The 19,481-nt window shown below is 62.6% G+C and carries 17 protein-coding genes, 1 tRNA gene, 1 pseudogene and 1 riboswitch; of the genes and pseudogenes, 4 read left to right on the top strand and 15 right to left on the bottom strand.

Annotated features, from left to right (window positions below):
- Nucleotides 1–65 precede the first annotated feature (65 nt).
- Both OGM61_05810 and OGM61_05805 read left to right on the top strand, forming a co-directional pair.
- On the top strand, nucleotides 66–1,295 hold the full coding sequence (locus tag OGM61_05810; GenBank protein ID UYI83386.1) for a glycosyltransferase 87 family protein: 1,230 nt from the start codon (nucleotides 66–68) through the stop codon (nucleotides 1,293–1,295).
- Nucleotides 1,296–1,364: 69 nt separating this feature from the next.
- Nucleotides 1,365–1,453, top strand: a tRNA-Leu gene (locus tag OGM61_05805).
- 113 nt (nucleotides 1,454–1,566) lie between these two features.
- Here the strand turns inward: OGM61_05805 and OGM61_05800 are convergent.
- The 5 genes and pseudogenes from OGM61_05800 to OGM61_05780 form a co-directional block, all read right to left on the bottom strand.
- Complete coding sequence (locus OGM61_05800; protein UYI83385.1) at nucleotides 1,567–2,880, bottom strand: NCS2 family permease; 1,314 nt, start codon at nucleotides 2,878–2,880, stop codon at nucleotides 1,567–1,569.
- A gap of 36 nt (nucleotides 2,881–2,916) precedes the next feature.
- The gene (locus tag OGM61_05795) at nucleotides 2,917–4,698 is read right to left on the bottom strand and encodes an amidohydrolase family protein (protein ID UYI83384.1); all 1,782 of its coding nucleotides are present in this window, start codon (nucleotides 4,696–4,698) and stop codon (nucleotides 2,917–2,919) included.
- A 138-nt stretch (nucleotides 4,699–4,836) separates the two neighbouring features.
- Nucleotides 4,837–4,942, bottom strand: a riboswitch (purine riboswitch).
- Nucleotides 4,943–5,128: 186 nt separating this feature from the next.
- Nucleotides 5,129–5,761, bottom strand: coding sequence for a corrinoid protein (locus OGM61_05790; GenBank protein UYI85565.1), 633 nt, complete (start codon nucleotides 5,759–5,761; stop codon nucleotides 5,129–5,131).
- A gap of 174 nt (nucleotides 5,762–5,935) precedes the next feature.
- A pseudogene (locus tag OGM61_05785) lies at nucleotides 5,936–6,649 on the bottom strand (uroporphyrinogen decarboxylase (URO-D)).
- Nucleotides 6,650–6,855: 206 nt separating this feature from the next.
- A complete protein-coding gene (locus OGM61_05780; protein ID UYI83383.1) occupies nucleotides 6,856–7,392 on the bottom strand; it encodes a DUF2284 domain-containing protein in 537 nt (178 codons plus the stop codon).
- Nucleotides 7,393–7,464: 72 nt separating this feature from the next.
- On the opposite strand from OGM61_05780, the gene OGM61_05775 reads away from it, so the two are divergent.
- Both OGM61_05775 and OGM61_05770 read left to right on the top strand, forming a co-directional pair.
- Nucleotides 7,465–8,967 (top strand): ASKHA domain-containing protein, encoded by a 1,503-nt coding sequence (locus OGM61_05775; GenBank protein ID UYI83382.1) that lies wholly within the window; start codon nucleotides 7,465–7,467, stop codon nucleotides 8,965–8,967.
- Between the two features lie 21 nt (nucleotides 8,968–8,988).
- Nucleotides 8,989–10,206, top strand: a complete 1,218-nt coding sequence (locus OGM61_05770; protein ID UYI83381.1) for a homocysteine S-methyltransferase family protein — start codon at nucleotides 8,989–8,991, stop codon at nucleotides 10,204–10,206.
- A gap of 330 nt (nucleotides 10,207–10,536) precedes the next feature.
- Here OGM61_05770 and OGM61_05765 read toward each other — a convergent pair whose 3' ends face one another.
- From OGM61_05765 to OGM61_05720, 10 genes are all read right to left on the bottom strand, one after another.
- The gene (locus OGM61_05765) at nucleotides 10,537–11,451 is read right to left on the bottom strand and encodes a DMT family transporter (protein UYI83380.1); all 915 of its coding nucleotides are present in this window, start codon (nucleotides 11,449–11,451) and stop codon (nucleotides 10,537–10,539) included.
- Between the two features lie 77 nt (nucleotides 11,452–11,528).
- Nucleotides 11,529–12,269 carry an energy-coupling factor ABC transporter ATP-binding protein gene (locus OGM61_05760; protein UYI83379.1) on the bottom strand — a complete coding sequence of 247 codons (741 nt, stop codon included), beginning with the start codon at nucleotides 12,267–12,269 and terminating at the stop codon, nucleotides 11,529–11,531.
- A gap of 12 nt (nucleotides 12,270–12,281) precedes the next feature.
- On the bottom strand, nucleotides 12,282–13,082 hold the full coding sequence (gene cbiQ / locus OGM61_05755) for a cobalt ECF transporter T component CbiQ (GenBank protein ID UYI83378.1): 801 nt from the start codon (nucleotides 13,080–13,082) through the stop codon (nucleotides 12,282–12,284).
- A 103-nt stretch (nucleotides 13,083–13,185) separates the two neighbouring features.
- Nucleotides 13,186–14,265, bottom strand: coding sequence for an energy-coupling factor ABC transporter permease (locus OGM61_05750; GenBank protein ID UYI83377.1), 1,080 nt, complete (start codon nucleotides 14,263–14,265; stop codon nucleotides 13,186–13,188).
- 170 nt (nucleotides 14,266–14,435) lie between these two features.
- Nucleotides 14,436–15,314 (bottom strand): DMT family transporter, encoded by an 879-nt coding sequence (locus OGM61_05745; protein ID UYI83376.1) that lies wholly within the window; start codon nucleotides 15,312–15,314, stop codon nucleotides 14,436–14,438.
- Nucleotides 15,315–15,481: 167 nt separating this feature from the next.
- On the bottom strand, nucleotides 15,482–15,916 hold the full coding sequence (locus OGM61_05740) for an Hsp20/alpha crystallin family protein (protein ID UYI83375.1): 435 nt from the start codon (nucleotides 15,914–15,916) through the stop codon (nucleotides 15,482–15,484).
- Between the two features lie 170 nt (nucleotides 15,917–16,086).
- Nucleotides 16,087–16,908, bottom strand: a complete 822-nt coding sequence (locus OGM61_05735) for a methyltransferase domain-containing protein (protein UYI83374.1) — start codon at nucleotides 16,906–16,908, stop codon at nucleotides 16,087–16,089.
- 59 nt (nucleotides 16,909–16,967) lie between these two features.
- The gene (locus OGM61_05730) at nucleotides 16,968–17,690 is read right to left on the bottom strand and encodes an amino acid ABC transporter ATP-binding protein (GenBank protein ID UYI83373.1); all 723 of its coding nucleotides are present in this window, start codon (nucleotides 17,688–17,690) and stop codon (nucleotides 16,968–16,970) included.
- Complete coding sequence (locus tag OGM61_05725; GenBank protein ID UYI83372.1) at nucleotides 17,677–18,453, bottom strand: amino acid ABC transporter permease; 777 nt, start codon at nucleotides 18,451–18,453, stop codon at nucleotides 17,677–17,679. The genes OGM61_05730 and OGM61_05725 overlap by 14 nt, the downstream gene beginning before the upstream one ends.
- Before the next feature lie 75 nt (nucleotides 18,454–18,528).
- Nucleotides 18,529–19,317: an ABC transporter substrate-binding protein gene (locus OGM61_05720; protein ID UYI83371.1), complete on the bottom strand. Its 789-nt coding sequence runs from the start codon at nucleotides 19,315–19,317 to the stop codon at nucleotides 18,529–18,531.
- Nucleotides 19,318–19,481 lie beyond the last annotated feature (164 nt).

Genomic DNA, 19,481 nt, shown 5'->3' with positions numbered 1-19,481 from the left:
TGTGAATTTTTCGCCGGCAGGAGCGCGTCGCCCTGCCGCTTTTTTGTATCTTCGGAGGGATGACCATGGATATCCGAATCTGTCTGCTGCTGGCTGCCGAGGCCGGGCTCGCGCTGGTGCTGCTGTGGAGCGCCGGCGTGCTCCGAAAACCGGCGCACGTCCTGTGCGCGGTGCTGCTGCTGGCGGCGGCGTTCGTGCTGCGTGGGCTGTGCCTGAATTATGAGACGAGCGACTACACGCAGTTTCTGACCGTGTGGGTCAACTTTTTCCGCACGCACGGCGGGCTCGCCGCACTGCGGGAGTCCGTTGGCAATTATAATGTACCGTACCTGACGTTTCTGGCGCTCATCAGCGGCAGTTCCCTGCCCGATCTGTACCTTATAAAACTGTTCAGCATCTTTTTTGACGTCGTGCTCGCGTGGTCGGTCATGCAGCTCGTGGGGCTGTTCCGGCGTGAGACTGTGTGGAAGCTTGCGGCGTTCTTCCTCGTGCTCTTCTGGCCGACGGTCATGCTCAACAGCGCGCTCTGGGGCCAGTGCGACAGTGTGTATGCCGCCCTCGCCGTGCTGAGCGTCTATCTCGTGCTGGCCGGGCATCCCGTGCTCGGCGTGGTGAGCATCGGCGCATCGTTCGCCTTCAAACTGCAGGCCGTGTTCGTTATGCCGGTGTTCCTGCTCTTCTGGCTCACGCGGCGCGTCAAGCTGCGGCACGCGCTGGCCTTCCCCGCTACGTGCGTGGTCATGGTGCTGCCGGCCGTCATCGCCGGACGCGGACTGTGGGATGCGCTGACCATCCCGTTTCAGCAGACGGGCAGCATCGGCACCGGGCTCAACTATAACTCCTCGTCCGTCTTTGCGCTCTTTACGGAGGTGCGCGACCCCGAGATCGCCGCAAAGCTCGGCATTGGCGCAGCCGTACTCGTGATCGTGCTGCTGGCCGTCTGGTTCTGGCTGCACCGGGACGATTGCTCCGACCGGGCGCTCGTGCTGGCGGCGGCGCTGCTCGCGGTCGCGATCCCGTTTTTCCTGCCGCATATGCACGACCGGTATTTCTTCGCCGCAGATGCGCTCACGCTCGCGCTGGCGGCCGCGTGGCCGCAGCTGGTGCTGCCTGCAGTGCTGTGCGAGTTTGCCTCCCTGCTCGGCTATCACGCCTATCTGCGCATGCGCTATCTGCTGCCGATGGCCGACGGCGCGCTCGCACTCATCGCCGCGCTCGTGATCCTGACGGTCGTTCTCGCGCTGGAGCTGCGGCAGAGATCGCCGCTGAACGGGAAAATAAAAAAATCGACCTGAGTCGAAAATTTGTGGTTGACATTCCGCGCTTTTCTGTTATAATAACTCATGCGTTTGAAAAGTGCATATGCGGGAGTGCTGGAATCGGTAGACAGGCAGGCTTGAGGTGCCTGTGTCCAACCATAGACGTGTGGGTTCAAGTCCCATCTCCCGCACCAAGATCGCCAAGGTACATCGTACCTTGGCGATCTTGTTTTTCCCAAGCGCGCAAAAAAGGCCTCCGGCGGAAGATCCGCCGGAGGCTTTCTGCATTTATGAAGAGCGGCGCAGGTTATCCAACGATGAAGTACAGGACCATGAGCGCGCACAGCAGGTACATGATCGGGTGGATCTCCTTGGCCTTGCCGCGCACGAGCTTGACGAGCACGTGCACGATGATGCCGGCGCCGAGGCCGTTGGTGATGTTGCCGGTGAAGGCCGTGAACATCATCATGACGCAGGGGCCGATGGCCTCGTCAAAGTCCGTGAAGTCGATCTCCGTGAAGCCCTTGAGCATCAGAAAGCCGACATAGATCAGCGCCGGGCCGGTCGCGGCATACGGGATGGCGACGAACAGCGGCGCGAGGAAGATGGTCAGCAGGAACATGATGCCGGTGACGAGCGCGGTCAGGCCGGTGCGGCCGCCGGCTTCCACGCCGGAGGTGGACTCGACAAAGGTCGTGATGGTGGTGTTGCCGGTCAGCGCGCCGATGCAGGTGCCGATAGCGTCGACGAGGAAGGGACGCTCGATACCGGGCAGGTTGCCGTTTTCATCGAGCATGTTGGCGCGGTTGGCGACGGCCAGCACCGTGCCGAGCGTGGAGAAGAAATCTCCGAAGAAACATACAAACACAAGGATGAGCCCGCTCGCGGTGAACACGCCCTTGAAATCGAGGTTGAACATGACGTTGCCCAGCTCGCCGAAGTCCGGCACGGCGGCGACGCCGTTGAGCGTCGTCACACCGAGCGGGATGCCGATGAGCGTGGTGGCAATGATGCTGATGAGGATGGCGCCCTTGACGTTCAGGGCGTTGAGCACAATGATGAGCAGCAGGCCGCCGATGGCCAGCAGCACGGCGGGATCGGTGAGGTTGCCGAGGGCGATGCCGTTTTCAAACGAGCCGATGCCGCAGTTTTTGAAGCCGAGGTAGGCAATAAAGAAGCCGATGGACGCGGAAATGGCGATCTTAATGTTCTTGGGAATGACGCGCACGATCAGGTCGCGCAGGCCAAAGACCGTCAGCAGCACGAACACGATACCGGAAATGAGCGTGATCACCATGGCGGCGCCGAAGCTCAGCGCCTGGGACTGGATGAGCGCGCCGAGAATGAAGTTCGAGCCCATACCGGTCGAGAGTGCAAAGGGGAAGTTCGTGTAGAAGGCCATCAGCAGCGTGATGAGGCCGGACACGAGCGCACAGGTGATCATGATGGCGGACTTGGTGATGACAACGCCGTTGACATCCGTGATGTACGCCTCGCCGCCGCAGATCGCGGCCGGCTGGACGGCCAGCACATACGCCATGGTCATGAAGGTGGTCAGGCCCGCGATGATCTCGGTTTTCTTATCCGTACCGCGCAGGCTGAGTTTGAAGAGTTTATCCATCAAAAGCTCCTTATCCTTTCTCTGTCTCTGGTTGATTTATGCTTCCGCATCCGCAAACACGGGTACGAACGTCTGGTTGGCGCCGTTGACGAGGCCCATATCCGTAATGACCACGCTCGGCAGCACCGGCAGCGCCATGATGGCGGTCGCCAGCAGGGTGAGCTGTCCGTCGCTGATGACATCGAGCGCGGACTGCACGGCCGCGATCTCGCCGGCGACCTCGGCGCAGGGCTTCTGGCTCATGAGGCCGGCAGCCGGCAGGGCGATGTGCGTCTCCTGCTCGCCGTCGATCACGCAGACACCGCCGCCGCACGCGCGCAGGATCTCGGCGGCGCGGAAGGCGTCCTTCGGATCGTGGTAGCTGACGGTGAAGTTGTGGCTGTCGTGCGAAATGGTGGACGCGAGCGCGCCGGCGCGCAGGCCGAAGTCGCGGTAGACGGCGATCGTCTTGCCGCCGCGGCCATAACGGTTGGCGCAGCAGACGAACACGAGCGTCGGATCGCCGCTGATGTCGACCACGCCGTCACGCACCGGCAGTTCGACCGGCTCGACGTGGCGCAGGATGCGGTTGCCGTCCTCGGACACCATGACGTTGACGCGGATCGTATCGCCGGTGTAGCCCTCCGGCACACGCAGCTCGAAGGACTCGGGGCCCGTGATCTGCGGCAGATCGACGGTGTTCGGCAGGTCGTAGTCCGCCGTCTTGCAGTCGCCGCCGAGGTACTTGCCGTCCTCCGCGACGAGCACGCCCTCGGTGAACACGGCCTTCGGCCGGCTGCCGTCAAGTGCGTCGACGAGCTGGATATCGGCGATGTAGCCCGGCGCGATCGCGCCGAGATCGTCAAAGCCATACTCACGCGCGGCGTTGAACGTCGCCATCTTGACGACCTCGCGGCCGTCGAGGCCGGAGGCGACCGCCTTGCGCACGACGTTGTTGATGTGGCCGACGGTGAGCAGATCCTTGGCGTGGACATCATCCGTGCAGATGGACACGAAATCGCGCCACGGCTGATCCTTGCAGCCGTCGACAAGGAAGGAAAGGTTATCAATGAGGGAGCTGGCGCGAAGGTTGATGTGCATGCCGGCGCGGAGCTTGGCGCGCACCTCGTCGGCGTTCACGCTCTCGTGGTCGGACACGGGGCCGCCGATGCGGTAGGCCGCGAGCTCACGGCCGAAGCAGTACGGCGCGTGGCCCTGCAGGAACATGCCGCGGCGGATACCCTCGTCGATGATGGTGTGCATACGCTCGCTGTCGTGAATAACGCCGACGTAGTCCATGATCTCGGCAATGCCGATGACGTCGTCCATGTCCAGCAGCTCGCCGACTTCTCTGGCGAGGAACTCCGCGCCGGCGTTTTCCATGCCGGGCAAGGACGGGACGCACGACGGAGCGAGCACGTACTGGCGGAGCTTGGACTTTTTCGCATTCTCAAGCATGAAGCGCACGCCGTCGAGACCCATGACGTTGCCGATCTCGTGCGGGTCGGTGCAGATGGTCGTCGTGCCCCACGGCAGAATGGCGCGGGCGAGATTTTCGGGGATCATCATCGTGCTCTCGATGTGCATGTGCGTGTCGATGTAGCCGGGGATCAGGTAGCGGCCCTGACCGTCGTAGTACGATTTGGACGGCAGGACTGCCTCCTGCCCTTCCTCACGCACCAAAACAACAAATCCGTCCAGTATGTCGACACTGGCCGGATAGATTTCTCCCGTAATGGCATTGAAAAACTGTACGTTGCCGATCGTCAGATCGCACGGGATCTGACCCATGGCCGCCTGAATGAGGCGCGAGCGATCCTTTGCCTTGCGTGTACGCATCAAAATCCCTCCCTGAAATCATAAGCTGCTATCAACCATAAAAAGCGTTTCCGCTCTCTATCCAAATAAAAAAACGGCGGAGCGTCTGCGATCTGCGACCCTCCACCGAAACGGAAAAGCTCACACAGCGGTTTGGCGCTGTGCGTGCTGCATTCCGGTAGTCGGGCAATTCAAGGGCCGCCCGGTAGAGACGCGGGGCCCATGTGACTTCCCCGCCTATACCTGAAAGTGTCTGTGTTCACTTGTTGGAACGCCTTGATTATAAATCCGGCGGCACCGAAAAGCAATTATTCAAGAACCTGAAATAATCCCGGTCTTTCGATTTTTCTCTATCCATTTCGCTGAATTTCCTTCCAAAAAATGAAAGTGTCTCCGACCGGCGTATGTTCGTCCGGCAGAGACACATTCCTGCATTATGTCTTTTATGCGCTTACGCGCCGCGCAGCAGCGCCACGGCCGAGCGCGCGGCCGTGGCCGCGTCCGGGCAGTAGACGTCCGCGCCGATCTCGTCGCTGTAGCCGGGCGTGATGGGTGCACCGCCGACAAAGATCTTCACCCGGTCGCGGATGCCGCGGGCCTTCGCCAGCTCCACCACATCGCGCATTTCCGGCATCGTCGTCGTCAGCAGCGAGGAGCAGGCGATGATGTCGCAGTGCTGTTCGATCGCCGTGTCCACGAACTGCTCCGCCGTGACGTCCACGCCGAGGTCCACGACCTCCAGCCCGCTGCCCTCCATCATGATCTTGACGAGGTTCTTGCCGATGTCGTGCATATCACCGCGCACCGTGCCGAGGCAGACGCGGCCGATCGTCTCGCTGCTCTCCCCCGTCATGTACGGCTTGAGCAGCTCCGTCGCCGCCGCCATGCAGCGCGCTGCGATGAGCATCTCCGGCACGAAGGCGCGGTTGGCCGAAAAATCCTCGCCAAGGATGGTCATGCCGCGCACAAGGCCGTCCGTGAGGATCTCCTGCGCGCCGTGCCCGCTCTCGAGCGCCTCGGAGCACAGCTGCAGCACGCGCTTTTGCTGCCCGCGCACGAGCGCGGACGCGATGCGCGAGAGCACATCGCCCTGCGGCTGCTCGGCCTCAGGCGCGCTCTGCGCCGGCGCGGCCGCGGCGTGCACGCTCCGGCGCGGCACGGGCGGCAGGTGCGTCACCGGCACATGCAGCGCTGCGTTGTATTCATCGACCGCCTGGTTGAGGTATTTGTCCACGTGCGGGTAGACAGTGCCCGCCAGGCCGTAGGTGATCGAGGGGATGTAGTGCCCGCCGGGGCAGTTGCGCTTGAGCACATCGCGGGCATAGGTGAGGATGTCCTCGGGCGTCGCGTCCTTGCGGTCGATGGCCGCGCCGAAGCCGCCCATGAGCGTGAGCCGCCCGTTTAAGTGTGCCTGCAGGGCGGGAATGTCGTTTTCCGGCAGGACGCCCTGCCAGACCTGGATGCCGATCTCGGCCATGTCGTCCACGATCGGCACAAGATAGGAGTCCGCGTGGTGGATGGCAATGACGCCGCGCGAACGGATGTAGCCATAAAACCGGCGGTACGGCTCCTTGAAGAATTCCCGCCACATCTCGGGCTTCATGAACAGGGCGTTTTTCGTGCCCCAGTCGTCGTGCGAAAAGATGACATCCGGCTGCAGATGGTCGATGAGCATGCGCACATACGTCAGGCGGTACTCCGTGATGTAGTCAATAAGCGCGTGCATCTCGTCCGGATGCGCGTAGAGATTCGTGAGCGTGTCCTCAAAGCCCATGAGGAAGTGGCACTGCTCGAAAATGCCCGTGCCCATGAACCCGGCCAACAGGTGATCCGACCCGCAGGCGGCGCGCGCCTCGGCGCGGCAGGTGTCCCACCCTTCCGTGCAGGCGGCCTCCAGATCGGGCGCGTGCACCGTCTCGCGCCAGCGCGTGACGTCCGGGCAGACGGCAAGGCCCTCGCGCGTATCCGGCATCGGGCCGGGTGCATCCTCGGGAAACAGGATCGTCGTGCCCCAGCGGTCCACGCTCGTCGTGCCGCGCTTGCGGTTGCCGCGCAGGTAGGTGTTGCACGGGTCGGTGAGGCACATGTGCAGCGCCTCATACTGGCGCAGCTGGCGCTCCGGCTGGCCGTCGGGCCGGATGAGCTCGAGGAAGATCTCTTTCGGTGTGGACATGGTTTTCACTCCTTGTTGTATAAAACGCAGGATGTATACGTCATGGTACGCGGGCCGTAGTTGTAGGCAAGGCCCGAGCGCGCGCAGATATCGCTCACGAACAGACCATACGCCTCCATGGACGACAGGCGTTTGGTCGGGTAGCGGCACGGCCGGTCGGGATACGTGCAGCGGGCACAGAGCGTGCAGCTGCCGGCCGTCAGCGGCAGGCAGCCGGGACAGAGTCGGCGCATCTGGCGTGCAAAGTCGGCAAAGCGGCGCTTGTGCGCGCGCTCAGTGGCCGCAATGGATTCGTAATCGAAATCATCGCGCAGCGTCCCGGTCGTCTGTACAAGGATGCCGGCGTCAAAGCCTGCGATGCGTCGCGCAGCCGCCTCGATGCTGCCGCAGCCGGGCGGGCAGGCCCAGTTGTGCCCGTATCGGCCGCAGCGGCCGGACGCGCACATATCGCGTACCGCCTCGAGCGGCACCGCCGCCGCCATATTCAGCTGTGCCCAGTGGGAAAAGCCGTTTTGCGCGGCCAGCGTCTCGGGATCGTTCATATGCAAAGCCTCTTGACAAAGCAAAGTCTCACTGCTTAGAATGTGCCTATATCTTATAAGGGGGCGGCGGCCATGTCAAGCATCCAAATTGAACAAAACGGCCATGTCCGCACCATTCCCCTGCCGGCCGGCGAGACGCTGCTGTCCGTTCTGCGGCGCGCGGGCTATTCCATTCCCGCCGCCTGCGGCGGAAAGGGCCGCTGCGGCAAGTGCCGCGTACCGGTCAACGGCGTGCCCCGGCTCGCCTGCCGGGTCTATCCGGCGGACGGCGACACCGTCACGCTGCCAGAGACCGCCGGCGGCACGATCCTGACCGGCACCGTGCCGCTGCCCGCCTGCCGACCGGGACGCACAGGCTGCGCCGCCGCCGTCGACCTCGGCACGACGACCGTCGTCGCGCGGCTGTACGATCTCTCGTCCGGCACAGAGCTGCAAACCTGCAGCGGCTGGAATGCGCAGGCCCCTTATGGGGCTGACGTCATCAGCCGCATCCAGTATACGCTTGAGAAGCCGGACGGCCTGCCGGAGCTCTCGCGGCGCATCCGCGAGCAGATCTGGGCGCTGGTATCGGACGCGCTCGCGCGCAGCGGCCGCACGCCGGGCACGCTGCGCGAGATCACACTCGCCGGCAACACCGTCATGCAGCACCTCTTCGCCGGATACTCCGTGCGCGGCATCGCCGCAGCGCCGTTCCGGCCGGAGACGCTCTTTGCAGCACCCGGAGACGAAACGCTGCACGGCGTGCCGGTGCACTTTGCTCCCTGCGTGGCGGGCTACGTCGGCGGGGACATCACGGCCGGACTGCTGGCCGCCGGGCTGGCGGAGCTGCCGGGCGAGAACCTGTTTCTCGACATCGGCACCAACGGCGAGATGGCGCTCGGCGGCCGCGGCGGGTTCGTCTGCTGCGCCGTGGCATCCGGCCCGGCCTTTGAGGGTGCGGGCATCACGTGCGGCATGCCGGGCGTGGACGGCGCCATCAGCCGCGTACGGTATGACCGCGGCTTTCTGTACGATGTCATCGGCGGCGGCGAACCGAAGGGGCTGTGCGGCTCCGGCCTGCTCGACCTGACGGCGGTGCTGCTGCGCCTCGGCGTGATCGCGCCCGGTGGGCGGCTGCTGCCGCCGGAGGACGCACCAATGCCCCTGCGCCGCTATCTGACGCGCGATGACGACGGCAACGGCCGCTTTCACCTGACGCCGGAGGTATCTCTCACGGCGGCGGACGTGCGCAACTTACAGCTGGCCAAGGCCGCCGTCGCGGCGGGCATCCGCGTGCTGCTGCAGCAGCGCGGCATCGCACCGGAGCAGGTGGACGGCGTGTACCTTGCCGGCGGCTTCGGCAGCTATCTCGACCCCGAGAGCGCCATGGCCATCGGCATGCTCCCGCGCGCGTGCGCGGGCAAGCTGCACACGCTCGGCAACACGGCGCTCGCCGGCGCGGCCGCGCTCACGCTCGACCCCGCGCAGTGGCAGCGCATCGGGAATATTTCCCGGGCATGCGACTATCTGGAGCTGTCCGGCCGCGCAGATTTTGCCGCGGCCTTTACCGACGATCTGTCGTTTCCGCAACCATAACATTTCACGGAGGTCATGACCATGGAGATCCGTTTTCCCCTCATCCTCGACGGTGCGACCGGCACCGAACTGCAAAAGCGCGGCTACGGCGGTGATGTGAGCGCCGAGCAGTGGACGCTCGAGCACCCGGACGTCATTGTGGGCATCCAGCGCGGCTACGTTGCCGCCGGCAGCCAGGTGCTCTACACGCCGACCTTCGGCGCAAACCGGCAGAAGCTCGAGGAGCGCAGCATCTTCAACCAGACGGCGGACTACAACCGCCGCCTCGCCGCGCTCTCGCGCGAAGCGGCGGGCGGCAAGGCATGGATCGCGGGCGATCTCGCGCCGACGGGCCTGTTTCTCGCCCCGCTCGGCGAGGCATCGTTCGAGGATCTGGTCGATATCTACACCGAGCAGGCGGCCGGACTCGAAGCGGCCGGCGTCGATCTGTATGTCATCGAGACGATGATGACGCTCTCGGACGCACGCGCCGCCGTGCTGGCCGTGCGCAGCGTGAGCGACAAGCCGATCTTCGTGTCCTTCACGTGCGACGAGAGCGGACGCAGCCTCTCGGGCACGGACGTGACCGCCGCGCTGACCGTGCTGCAGGGCATGGGCATCAGCGCGTTCGGGCTCAACTGCTCGACCGGGCCGGAACAGATGCTCGTGCAGCTGCGCCGCCTGCGGGAATACGCCCGCGTGCCGCTGATCGCAAAGCCCAACGCCGGTATGCCCATCACCGTCGGCGGCAAGACCGTATATGACTGCACGCCGGAGGAATTCACGGCGTTCGTGCAGCCGATGCTGGAAGCCGGCGTGGCCGTTTTCGGCGGCTGCTGCGGCACGACGGCGGAGCATATCGCCGCGCTGCACGCGGCCCTCAAGGACGCGAAATTCGTCCCGCCCGCACCGAAGCACACGGACCTGCTCCCGGCCGCGACGGAGAAGCTCCCCTGCTACCTGCCGACGGACGCCGGGCACGGCCCTGTGCTGACCGCCGGGCCGGATCTCGAAGACCGGCTGGCGGATGCGCTCGACGGCAGCGAGCCCATGGTTGCGCTGCGCGTCGCTGCCTGGGAGGACATCGACGCACTGACCGACGTGCAGTATCTGCTGAGCAAGCCGCTGTGCCTCGTCTGCGACGACGCGGAGCTGCTTGAGGCCGCACTGCGCGCCTATCAGGGCCGCGCGCTGTATGAGGGCGCGCTCCCGGAGTCGGCGCTGCTGCCGCTGTGCGGCCGGTACGGCCTGTTGATTTGAACAGTCGCCGCCCGAGGTGGTAAATTTCGCAGCGACCACACGCCCTCAGGGTAAAAAAGGGACGCAGGAGGATGCTGCGTCTGCCGGACGGCCTGTACAGAAACGCGCAGTTTCTTAGCGCTTTTTGTGACAGAAAAGCGTGAAAAGGCAACAGTTTTTTGTTGACACGGCAAGTTTTCTGTGAAATAATGAACCTGTACTACGTAGGTACATCCGGTGCTGTGGGGTACACCGCGTGGGACAACCGTTATGAGAGGAATGACCATCCCTCATAAACAGGAACGGAGCAGATACATCCCCCCGTATCTGCTCCGTTTTTCTTTTTAAATTTTACACTTCCAGCCGCTCGGCATATTTCTTTCCGCCGACGGACAGCACCGCCAGCATGGCAAACACGGCGGCAAAGCCCAGCGCATCCCAGACCGTGAACGGCGTATCCAGCAGCGTCACGGCCAGAATGGCCGCCGTGACCGGCTCGGCAAAGCCGTAGAGCACGCTCTTTTCCGGGCCGATGAGCTTCACGCCCGTCATATACAGGTTGAAGGCCAGCAGGTTGCCGAAGAGCACCACGAACAAAATGCCGCCGACACCGCGCAGTGACGGCGTATAGCCGAGTGTCCACGGGTGCATGGACAGCTCGAAGAGCACAGCCCCCATCAAAAACGCCCACGCCTGCAGCAGACTGACCGGATAATCGTGCAGCTCCCGGCGCGGACAGAGGCAGTTATACACCGTCACGCACACCGCGCACGCAACACCCGCGACCAGCGCCACTGGCGACACGGCAAACGTCGTCAGGTCGCCGTGCGTGGTCAGCAAAATCACGCCGAGCAGCGCCAGCACGATGCTCACGATCTCATACGCGCGCGGCTTTCTGTGCGCAGTCGCGCAGGCGACCAGCAGCACCATCACCGGCGACAGATCCTGCATGATCGTGCCGATGGCCGCGTTGGAAAACTGAATGGTCAGAAAATAAAGAAACTGGCTCAGGCTGATGCCGAAAATGCCATAGAGCACGAGCATCACCGCGCTATCCCGCTGCCGCCACGGGGCGAACAGCAGCCGCCGGTCCTTCACCAGCCAGTAGACAAACAAAATCAGGCCCGCCAGGCTCAGACGGATCGGGATCAGCCACGTGGTCTGCATGGCCTCGTGCGTAAACAGATACTGCCCCATCGTGCCGGAAATGCCCCAGCACACACCGCCGCCCGCCGCCATTAGCGCACCTTTGAGCTGTCGGCTCATTGCAAACATCGACCTCGCTCTCCACCGGAATACGCGCTATTATAGCAGACAGCGCCCACGGCTTCAAGCGCCGTTTTTCACGATTCTTTTGCCCGCTCCGGCACACCGGCAAGGCAAAACGGCAGTTCCAGCGAGTGCCGCTCAAGCAGCGCCCGGTCGCGCAGGATCTCCCCCGCCGGCCCATCGGCCGCGATCTGCCCGTCGTGCAGCAGCAGGACGCGGTCGCACGTCTCGAGCACGAGGTCGAGATCGTGCGTTGCGATGATCTTCGTCACCGGCAGCGCATTGAGCGTGCGGATGAGCGTGCGGCGGTTTTTCGGGTCAAGCGCCGTGGACGGCTCGTCCATGAGCATGATCTTCGGCTGCATGGCGAGGATGGTCGCAATGGCGGCCATGCGCTTTTCGCCGCCGGAGAGCTTGTGGTTGCGGCGGTTTTTCAGGTGCGTAAGGTTCAGCTCTGCGAGCGTTTGATCCACAAGTGCCTCCGCCTCCGGGCGGGGCATGCCGTAATTGAGCGGGCCGAAGAGCATATCCTCAAACACCGTCGGCATGAACATCTGGTTGTCTGAGTCCTGCAGGACATAGCCCAGCCGCCGGCGGATGTCCGCGAGGTTGTCACGGTTCATCTCCAGACCGTCGATCGTGATCGTACCGGAGACGGTGATGAGCCCCAGCGCCGCCTTCATGAGCGTGGACTTGCCCGCGCCGTTGGCGCCGATCAGGCCGACCTGCTCGCCCTCGGAAACGGAAAACGACAGGTCATTTAAGATCGTGCGCTCACCCGGATAGGCAAACGAAACATGGTCAAAACACAGCATATGCGCCCCTCCTCAGGCAAAAAGTCCGCCCAGCAGCGCCGGCAGATTGTACAGCCGCGCCAGCACGATCAGCGCCGCACACCCAATGGCAAACGGCCACGAGGCCCGACTCGACGGCCGGCCCTGCGCGTAATGAAACTCCCCGTGATAGCCGCGCAGCTCCATGCTCTCATAGAGCGCGGTCGCGCGGTCCATGCTGCGCAGCAGCAACTGGCCCAGAAACGATCCCCAGGCCGAGATATGCACGCCCTTCTGCCCCGGCGCACGCAGACGGTAGGCATCCGTCATGATGGCCGCCTCGTCGAGCAGCACGGAGATATACCGGAATGTGAGCAGCAGCAGCGACGTGAGCACCTTCGGCACGTGCAGCTGCCGCAGCGCGCGGCAGATATCCTCGATGCTCGTCGTCGCCGCGAGCAGGAACGACGCCATGAGACAGAAGATGCCCTTCATCATCAGCGTCAGCATGGAGATCACACCGCCGCTGACGCCGACCGCGCCGATGTACAGCACGATCCGCTTGTCAAAGAAGGGGTTGAACAGCCCCACCGCGCACACGAGCGGCATGACCACGCGCAGCTTGTGAAAGCACGTATGTACCGGGATCATGCCGACCTGATAACCGACGAGCGGAAAGAGCACCATGACGAACACGCCCGAGATATCGTACTTGTGAAACGAGACCGTCACGACGATGTAGAGCACGGTCACAAAGAGCTTGGACAGCGGGCTGAGCCGGTGCATCGGCGAATCCTGCGCCGCCAGCTCGTCCATGGCCCGCAGCTCGACGCTCGCTTGCTGCGCTTTGTTCATGTGTGCTCACCTCCCCGTTTGTACAAAAACGCCCATTGCGGCAAGCCCCGAGAGGAGCTTGCCGCATGGGTCGTATTTGGATGCCTGGTATCGAGATTATTGATTATTGCGAATGGTTTTTCTTATGCCGGCAGATGCCGCCGACACCGCAGATAAGCGCCGCTGCCGCCGCCACGATGGCAGCGCCCGCGATGCCGGACACGGACGTGCCCGCCGCGGAATCGCTCCCGGCGAAGGAATAGTCCGGCAGGAACGCCGTCTTTTCCTGCACGGTGCCGGCCTTGTCGGCCGCGCTACTCTGCACGCCGTAGCTGTCCTCGTCGAGGCCCATGTTCTGCGTGTAGCCGGCGTCGCTGTTGCCGAACAGCGACCACTCCAGCCCGTCGGGGTTGCCGCTGGCCAACAGCGACAAGCCGCCGCCGACGAGCACCGCCGCGATGGCGATGACCGCGATCGTGCCCTTGAACGAGGCCTTGCCGGTGGTTTCGCCGCTCATGCGCACATCGCGCAGCAGCTCCGGCCGCGCCTCATAGAGGAACAGCAGCACCGCCGCCGTGATGAGGCCCTCGATCAGGCCGATGGCCAGATGGATCGGCTGCATGATGGCGCAGAACGCGCCGAACGGCAGATCCGTGATGCCGGAGAGCGTCGTCTCCAGCACGACCGAGAACGCGCCGAGCTGCAGCGTCAGCACGCAGCCGAGCACGGACGCAAGCGTGATCTTGAGGCGGTTCGCCGCCCGCTCGCCGCGCCGCGCAAAGCAGCGGCTGCGCATCAGCGGCCGGTAAATGAGAAAATATCCGACGAAGCAGCCGTAAAACGCCATGTTCCAGACGTTTGCGCCCAGCGCCAGCAGACCGCCGTCGGCAAAGAACAGGCACTGGATCGTGAGGATCACGATCATGGACAAAAATCCCGCCCACGGCCCGAGTACGGACGTGAGCAGCAGGCCGCCGCACAGATGGCCGGACGAGCCGGTGCCGGGGATGGTGTAGTTGATCATCTGCCCCGCGAACACGAGCGCCGACATGACGGCCATGGTCGGCAACTTTTTGGCCGCTGAGGTCAGATCCTGCTTTTCTTCCTTGTGCAGCTCCACGATCGAGGCCCCCGCAACGACCGCAGAAGCGGCGTACATCACACCGGCGACCGCCGGCGTGAGCAACGCATCTGCCATATGCATAGGATGCACCGCCCTTTCCCTTCGTTTCTTATGACAAGATTATAACGCACCAGTCGCTTCCTGCACAAGCTCCCAGGGGGGATGCGTTGCTCAACACTTTTCCACGCCGTGATGAAAAACGCAAAAAAGTTGGCGCCGGATGCCCATACATCCGGCGTCAACCGATTTTTTCAGGGATGGGCAGCGTCGTGCCGCCGGTTATAGAGAAACATGCCGACGCCCGCGCCGCAGATGAGCACATAGCCCAAGACGCTGAGCCAGTCCGGTACATCACCAAAGACGAAAAAGCCCAGCGCCGCGGCAAAGAGCACCTGCGTATAGTCATACACCGAGATCTCCCTGGCCGGCGCGCAGACATAGGCTTTCGTGATGCCGAGCTGCCCGACGCACGCGAACGCGCCCGCCAGCAGCAGATACACGAGCTGGAGCAGGCTCATCGGCGCATAATCCAGCGCCACGAACGGCACGCACACGATGCACGAAAACGCCGAGAAGTAAAACACGATCCGGCTGCCGTTTTCCCCGCGCGCGCCGAGATAACGCACGAACGTATACGCAGCGCCCGCGCCCAACCCGCCGAGCACGCCGGCCAGCGCCGGGAGCATCTGGGGATTAGCGAAGCTCGGCTTGATGATGCACACGCTGCCGCCGAAGGCGACCAGCACACCAAGGACCTGCACAAGGTTCGGCTTTTCGCGCAGCAGGAAGATCGAAAACAGGATGGCGAAAAACGGCGAGAGCTTGTTGAGCATGTTCGCGTCCGGCAGGTTCAGCTTGCCGATGGCATAGAAATTGCACAGCAGGCCCAGCGTACCGAAAAAGCACCGGCCGAACAGCGCCGGGAGATTGCGCCGCTCCGGCCGGAACGATGTGCGGCTGCGCAGCATGAGGATGGTGATAAAAATGAGCGCGACAAAGTTGCGGAAAAATGCCTTTTCAAACGACGGCAGATCGCCCGCCAGCTTTATGAACATGGACATGAGCGAAAAGCCGAACGCCGCAATGAGGACATAGACGATGCCCTGTGTTTTTTGACTGAGTTTTTGCATAACGGTTCTCTCGATTCCGACAAAGTCACCCTATTATACAGCGCTCCCCCGCCCTGTCAAGTCCGGCCGGGCATGAAAAAGGCGCCCGGCCGGACACCGGACGCCTTTTCGATAGGGGGATGAAAGGAAAATGAGAGATGAAAGGATTTAACGATTTTGGCCCTCGATCACTCGATCTCGAGGTGCTTGGACTCCGGCTTTGCCGGGGCCTTCTTGGGCATGGTCAGCGTCAGGACTCCGTTTTCATAGGCGGCCTTGATGCCCTCGACGTCGATCTCGGACACGTTGAAACTTCTGGAGTAAGAACCGTAGTAACGCTCGCGGCGAATGTAATCGCCCTTGTCGTCCTTTTCGCCCTTGCTGTCCTTGTGCTCGGCATGGATGGACAGAATGTCATCGTCGATATCGATGTGGATGTCTTCCTTGCGGAAGCCCGGCAGGTCGGCTTCAAGCTTATAGCCGTCCGCCGTCTCGGAAATGTCGGTGCGGAACGGATTGACCTGCTGGTCACCCCAGAAATTCTTCTCCATCTGTTCCAGCTCGCGGAACGGATTGTAGCTCATACGATAGCTTCTGCGGTCAAAAGGCATGATTTCGAACATTTTATATTCCTCCTAGAATTCTATACACGGTAATCATTTTCTCGAGCGTTCGATTTATTTCTCTCGCTCTTTACGATATATAAATTACTATACAATTATGAATAAATAAAGTATATATCATGAACAAAAAGTAAACGTTAGCACTCTTTTGATTCGAGTGCTAACGTTTTTCATGCTTTCCGGTAGATCAGGAGGGCAAATTCAGTTTCCGTGGTCAGGGTGTCGAGCGCGTGGAGCTTGGCCTGGTCGCGCGCGCCGCTCTTATAGTAATACGGCGTCATGCAAAACAGTGCCTCGATGTCGGCGTTCGTGCGCAGGGTGATCGTGCCGCGCAGCGTCCGCTGCTCTGCGAGCGCGAAGCCGGGCAGCGCCGGGTCGGGAACGGTGTTTTCATACGGGTGGTCGTACACCGCCCGCTTGAGCCCCCAGAGATGGCGCTCGAGCGGGATGACACGCAGCAGCACCCCTTGGGGGCGCAGCACGCGCGCAAACTCAGCCGCGTCGTGCGGCGCGAAGACATTGAGCACGAGGTCACAGCTCGCATCCGCGACCGGCAGGTGCGCGATGCTGGCCACGGCCAGCGTCAGCTCCGGCGCGCGGCGGTGCGCGCAGATGAGCGCATCGCGCGAGATGTCCACGCCGCACACGGAGGGGCTTGCCCCCTGCGCCTGCAGCGTGTGCAGGACGTGGGCGGTGTAATATCCCTCGCCGCAGCCGGCATCGAGCACGCCTGCATCTCCGGAGGTGTATTCCGTCGCGGCGGCAGCGATGGCATCTCGCAGCGGCGCGTAATAGCCCGCGTCCAGAAACGCGGTGCGCGCGGCCACCATGCGCTTATCGTCGCCGTGACGCTTATCCTTGGATCGGTTCGTGCGCAGCAGATTCACATAGCCCTGCCGCGCGAGATCGTAACAGTGCCCTGCGCCGCAGCGCAGGGATCTCTCCTCCCGGTGCAGCGCGCCGCCGCAGACGGGACAGGTCAGTTCCGGCATTCTGGCTCCTTTCCGCAGAAAACCGCGCAGCCGGTCAGGCTGCGCGGTCGCAATGTCACTTACAGCACCTTGGCCAAAAAGTCCTGCAGGCGCGCGCACTGCGGGTGCTCAAAGATATCCTTCGGCGTGCCGGACTCGGCGATCTTGCCGTCGGCCATGAACAGGACACGGTCGCCCACCTCGCGGGCGAAGCCCATCTCGTGCGTGACGACGACCATCGTCATGCCCTCGTGCGCCAGCTCCTTCATGACATCGAGCACTTCGCCGACCATCTCGGGGTCGAGCGCGCTCGTCGGCTCGTCAAAGAGCATGACCTTCGGGTGCATGGCGAGCGAACGCACGATGGCGATGCGCTGCTTCTGGCCGCCGGAGAGTGCGGACGGATAGCTGTCGCCCCGGTCGGCCAGGCCGACGCGGGCAAGGAGCTTGTCCGCCTCTGCATCCGCCTCCGCCTGCGACATGAGCTTCGTCTGCACGGGCGCGAGCGTGATATTCTTGCGCACGGTCATGTTCGGAAACAGGTTGAAGTGCTGGAACACCATGCCCATCTGGCGGCGCATGGCGTCGATATTCACCTTCGGGTCGGTGATCTCCGTGCCGGCAAAGGTGATGGTACCGGCCGTCGGCTGCTCGAGCAGGTTCAGGCAGCGCAGGAACGTCGACTTGCCGGAGCCGGAGGGGCCGATGATGACCACGTTTTCGCCGGGGCTGACGTGCTCGGAAATATCATCGAGCACGAGGTGGTCGCCGAACGATTTGGACAGATGTTTAACGTCGATCACTTTGACGCAGCCTCCTTTCAAGCACACCGAGCAGCTTGGAAAACAGCATGACCAGCAGCAGGTACATCAGCGCGATGCCGAACAGCGGGAACAGGCCCTGATACGTCTTGGCGATGACCGCCTTGGCCGCATAGGTCATCTCCTTGCCGCCGATGACGGTGATGAGGGACGTATCCTTGAGCAGGGTGATGAACTCGTTGCCGAGGGCCGGCAGGATGTTTTTGATCGCCTGCGGAATGACGATGAAGCGCATGGTCGTGAAGTAGTTCATGCCCAGGCTGCGGCCGGCCTCCATCTGGCCGGGGTCGACCGACATGAGGCCGCTGCGGACGATCTCCGAGACGTAAGCGCCGGAGTTGATGCCAAGGGCCAGAATGCCGATCATGGTATAGTTGCGGCTGCTGGCGAAGATCACGAGGCTCATGATCAGCAGCTGCACCATCATCGGCGTGCCGCGGATGATGGTCGTATAGATCTTGCAGATGGCGTTGAACACGCCGAGGATCACATTCTTGTGCCCGGCGCGCTGCTGGTCGTGCGCCGTGCGGATGACCGCGACGACGACGCCGAGCACGACGCCCAGCAGCAGCGCCAGGATCGTCGCTTCGAGCGTGGTGAGCAGGCCGTTCAGATACAGTCTCCAGCGTCCGGCGGCCACAAAGCTCTGGTAAAAGCCGACGAAGGCGTTGTCCCAGAAGCCGAGGGCCTGCCCGGCCTGCAGCTGCGCCGTCAGGTCGGCGTAAAGCTGCGCCCAATTACCCATGTAGATACCTCTTTCTTTCTACGCGCAAAGGGCGGCAGTTGGCCGCCCTTTACGTGGTTTGCATTTTGGATGCGATTACTTCGCGGAAATATACTTGTCGATGATGGACTGGATGGTGCCGTCCGCCTTGAGCTCGGCCAGCGCCTTGTTCAGGGCTTCCTGCAGCGCGGTGTTGTCCTTAGCCATGCCGATGGCGTAATCCTCGTTGGCGTACTCGGTGTCCAGAATGGTCAGACCGGCGTTCGCCTTGACGTACTCCTGAGCCGGCGCTTTGTCGATCACGACGCAGTCGACCTTACCGGCGAGCAGGTTCTGCACGGCGGTCGCGCCGTCATCAAAGGGAACCACGCTGTCCTCGCCGTAATCATCGATGCAATAGCTATAACCGGTGGTGCCGCGCTGGGTGCCGATCTGCTTGCCTTCGAGATCATCAATGCTCTTGATATCGGAGCCTTCCTTCACGATGACGACCTGAACGCCGTTGGCGTAGCTGTCGGTGAAGCTCATGGTGTTCTGACGCTCGGGCGTGACGGTCACGCCGGCGGCAACGATGTCGCTCTTGCCGGTCTGGACAGCGCTCAGAGCGGAGTCAAAGTCCATATCGTCGACGACCAGCTCCAGGCCCAGCTTCTGCGCCAGAGCGTAAGCGATCTCGATGTCGATGCCTTCAAAGCCGGTGCCCTCGTAGCCCTTGCCGTCGTCCGCAACGGACTCGTACGGCGGGAACTGCGCGTTGGTGGACATGGTGAGCTTGCCGGCGGTCACGGTCTTGATGTCCGAACCCGTCTGGGTATCCTTCTGGCCACAGGCGCACAGAGATGCGACCATGAGGACTGCCAGAAGCAGTGCAACAAATTTCTTCATTTTATTAGCCTCTTCCTCAAACAAAATAGATTGGGGCTCGCGCCCCGTTTGGTATGGTCGTATGATAGCACGCGAGCGTGAGGCTGTCAAGCATTTTCGTGCATGAATATTCGGATTTCTCCCTTGAATATTCACAAAACGCGCGAATATTCAGAGAATCAATG

The organism is Clostridiales bacterium (assembly GCA_025757645.1).
Lineage (GTDB): Bacteria > Bacillota > Clostridia > Oscillospirales > Oscillospiraceae > CAG-103.
This window is presented reverse-complemented; position numbering and strand designations above follow the sequence as displayed.

What these genes read in the sequence shown, in the direction of transcription:
- OGM61_05810 (UYI83386.1), top strand. Translation starts at nt 66, where the DNA reads ATGGATATCCGAATCTGTCTGCTGCTGGCTGCCGAGGCCGGGCTCGCG.
- OGM61_05800 (UYI83385.1), bottom strand. Translation starts at nt 2,880, where the DNA reads ATGGATAAACTCTTCAAACTCAGCCTGCGCGGTACGGATAAGAAAACC.
- OGM61_05795 (UYI83384.1), bottom strand. Translation starts at nt 4,698, where the DNA reads ATGCGTACACGCAAGGCAAAGGATCGCTCGCGCCTCATTCAGGCGGCC.
- OGM61_05780 (UYI83383.1), bottom strand. Translation starts at nt 7,392, where the DNA reads ATGAACGATCCCGAGACGCTGGCCGCGCAAAACGGCTTTTCCCACTGG.
- OGM61_05775 (UYI83382.1), top strand. Translation starts at nt 7,465, where the DNA reads ATGTCAAGCATCCAAATTGAACAAAACGGCCATGTCCGCACCATTCCC.
- OGM61_05770 (UYI83381.1), top strand. Translation starts at nt 8,989, where the DNA reads ATGGAGATCCGTTTTCCCCTCATCCTCGACGGTGCGACCGGCACCGAA.
- OGM61_05765 (UYI83380.1), bottom strand. Translation starts at nt 11,451, where the DNA reads ATGAGCCGACAGCTCAAAGGTGCGCTAATGGCGGCGGGCGGCGGTGTG.
- OGM61_05760 (UYI83379.1), bottom strand. Translation starts at nt 12,269, where the DNA reads ATGCTGTGTTTTGACCATGTTTCGTTTGCCTATCCGGGTGAGCGCACG.
- cbiQ (UYI83378.1), bottom strand. Translation starts at nt 13,082, where the DNA reads ATGAACAAAGCGCAGCAAGCGAGCGTCGAGCTGCGGGCCATGGACGAG.
- OGM61_05750 (UYI83377.1), bottom strand. Translation starts at nt 14,265, where the DNA reads ATGCATATGGCAGATGCGTTGCTCACGCCGGCGGTCGCCGGTGTGATG.
- OGM61_05745 (UYI83376.1), bottom strand. Translation starts at nt 15,314, where the DNA reads ATGCAAAAACTCAGTCAAAAAACACAGGGCATCGTCTATGTCCTCATT.
- OGM61_05740 (UYI83375.1), bottom strand. Translation starts at nt 15,916, where the DNA reads ATGTTCGAAATCATGCCTTTTGACCGCAGAAGCTATCGTATGAGCTAC.
- OGM61_05735 (UYI83374.1), bottom strand. Translation starts at nt 16,908, where the DNA reads ATGCCGGAACTGACCTGTCCCGTCTGCGGCGGCGCGCTGCACCGGGAG.
- OGM61_05725 (UYI83372.1), bottom strand. Translation starts at nt 18,453, where the DNA reads ATGGGTAATTGGGCGCAGCTTTACGCCGACCTGACGGCGCAGCTGCAG.
- OGM61_05720 (UYI83371.1), bottom strand. Translation starts at nt 19,317, where the DNA reads ATGAAGAAATTTGTTGCACTGCTTCTGGCAGTCCTCATGGTCGCATCT.